The organism is Mesorhizobium sp. M7A.F.Ca.MR.176.00.0.0, from assembly GCF_004023165.1.
Lineage (GTDB): Bacteria > Pseudomonadota > Alphaproteobacteria > Rhizobiales > Rhizobiaceae > Mesorhizobium.
The window spans coordinates 9376-11384 of sequence record NZ_RZTC01000157.1 but is presented as its reverse complement, the minus strand read 5'-3'; the positions used below and the strand labels follow the sequence as shown (position 1 = coordinate 11384).

The following is a 2009-nucleotide window of genomic DNA, read 5'->3' as shown; positions in this document are numbered from 1 at the left end:
GCGACATGCAGACCGCGGCCGACATTTATGACGCCATCCTGGCGCAGGCGCCGGAGACGATCGAGGCGATCGCCGGACTGGGCGAACTGTTGTTCGACGCCGGCGACACGGAAGGCGCCGAGGCGCTTTTGGCAACAGCCCCGGAGGCCAAGAAGGATGCACCGCCGCTGGCAGCCCTGCGCGCCAGGATGGCGGTTGCGGCGCAAGCGGCGGCTCTCGGCAATCCAGCCGAGTTCGAGCGCCGGCTGGCGGAAAATCCTGGGGATCACCAGGCGCGTTTCGATCTGGCCATGATCCAGAACGCCAATGGCGACCGCACCGCGGCCGCAGACAATCTGCTGGCCATCATCAAGGCCGACCGGGCCTGGAACGAGGACGGCGCCAGGACGCAATTGCTGCAGCTGTTCGAGGCCTGGGGCATGACCGACGAGGCGACGCTGGCGGCGCGCCGCAAATTGTCGGCGCTGCTGTTTTCCTGAGCCGGCTGCCGGTTGTTTTGCCGCACGGGCTTGGCGTCGGCGACGACTGCGCCAGATTAGCTGGTATGACGCGCTTCTGGTGAAGCGATCGGAGGAATATGGTGCAAGCGGGAAACGCGCATTACCGGCTCGCCAAGGATTTGCCGTCGACGATCCCGATCTTTCCGCTCGAGGGTGCGCTTTTGCTGCCGGGAGGCCGCATGCCGCTCAACATCTTCGAGCCGCGCTATCTGCAGATGGTGGACGAGGCGATTGCCGGCTCGCGGCTCATCGGCGTCATCCAGCCCAGTCTCGATGGCGCCTTGCGCGGCGATGGCGAGCCGGAGCTCTGCAATGTCGGTTGCGCCGGGCGCATCATCGCCTTCTCCGAAAGCGGCGACGGCCGCTACCTGATTTCGCTGCAGGGCGTGTGCCGGTTCCGCATCGCCCACGAATTGACGGTCAAGACGCCGTTTCGCCAGTGCAAGCCCGCGCCTTTCCTTGCCGATCTCGACGAGGATCAGGCGGACAACGAGATCGACCGGCCATCGCTGCTCAAGGCGTTTCGCGCCTATCTGCAGGCCAACGATTTGGAGGCCGACTGGGAAAGCGTCAGCCGCGCCGAAAATGCCATGCTGGTCAATGCGCTGTCGATGATGGCGCCCTACGGGCCGGCCGAGAAACAGGCGCTGCTCGAAGCAGCCGACCTGAAGACCCGGGCGGAGACGCTGATCGCCATCACCGAAATGGCACTGGCGCGCGAGAATGAGGATTTTGGCTCGAGTTTGCAGTAAGAGGGCGCGATGGCGGACGGACGTGACGGGAAGAAGGTCGACCCCAAGCTGCTGGAACTCTTGGCCTGCCCGCTGACCAAGGGGCCGCTGGCCTGGGATCCAGAGCGCGGCGAACTGATTTCCAGGGTCGCCAAGATTGCCTATCCGGTGCGTGACGGCATCCCGATCATGCTGCCCTCCGAGGCGCGGACGCTTTCGGTGGAGGACGTGCTCGCCCCGCTGCCGCCACGCTTGGGTGGGCCGGGCTGAGGGGCACGTTTCTTATACCCGCCAATTTGCCGAAGGCAGGCGGGACAGCGGGGAGCGCGAAGGATCGCCGACGTCCGCTTTCGTTCCGCCCTTGGCATGGCCTTGCCTACTGAAAATTGCGCCCCTTGGGCATGACCCTTTCCGCTTCTTCCGACAGCGTTGCGAGATCCTGCCGGATCGGTGCGCTTTGTTTGGCGGGGCTGGAGCGATCCGAACCGTCCTTGGCGAGGTCTCCCGGAGGAACCGCCGGTTCGGCCCCGCTGACCTTCTCCAGAAGCACGGTCAGCCAAGGCGTCAGATCCTCGATCCTCTCGGCGACGATGTGGACCACGCCCGATTCCGACTGCAATTTTCCGGTGACCTTGACGAACCGGGCGCCCATGACAATGGGCCGGTAACGGTCGAAGGTCCTTTGCCAGAAGATGACGTTGGCAACCGCCTTGTCGTCCTCCAGCGTCAGGAAGATCGCATTGCCCTTGCCGGGGCGCTGCCGCACCAGCACGAGGCC

4 protein-coding genes are annotated in these 2009 nt (G+C 65.1%); 3 read left to right on the top strand and 1 reads right to left on the bottom strand.

The genetic code is table 11. The annotated features are described in order from the left end of the window. The 3 genes from EOB59_RS31485 to EOB59_RS31475 all read left to right on the top strand — a co-directional run. Positions 1-479 (top strand): tetratricopeptide repeat protein (locus EOB59_RS31485; protein WP_128290057.1); only part of this gene is annotated, 479 nt, incomplete at its 5' end. A gap of 101 nt (positions 480-580) precedes the next feature. Beyond that, positions 581-1252 (top strand): LON peptidase substrate-binding domain-containing protein, encoded by a 672-nt coding sequence (locus tag EOB59_RS31480; RefSeq protein ID WP_023810888.1) that lies wholly within the window; start codon positions 581-583, stop codon positions 1250-1252. 9 nt (positions 1253-1261) lie between these two features. Continuing rightward, a complete protein-coding gene (locus EOB59_RS31475) occupies positions 1262-1501 on the top strand; it encodes a Trm112 family protein (protein ID WP_128290056.1) in 240 nt (79 codons plus the stop codon). A 106-nt stretch (positions 1502-1607) separates the two neighbouring features. Here EOB59_RS31475 and EOB59_RS36935 read toward each other — a convergent pair. Beyond that, the coding region (locus tag EOB59_RS36935) for an OB-fold nucleic acid binding domain-containing protein (protein WP_245486842.1) at positions 1608-2009 on the bottom strand (402 nt) is incomplete at its 5' end.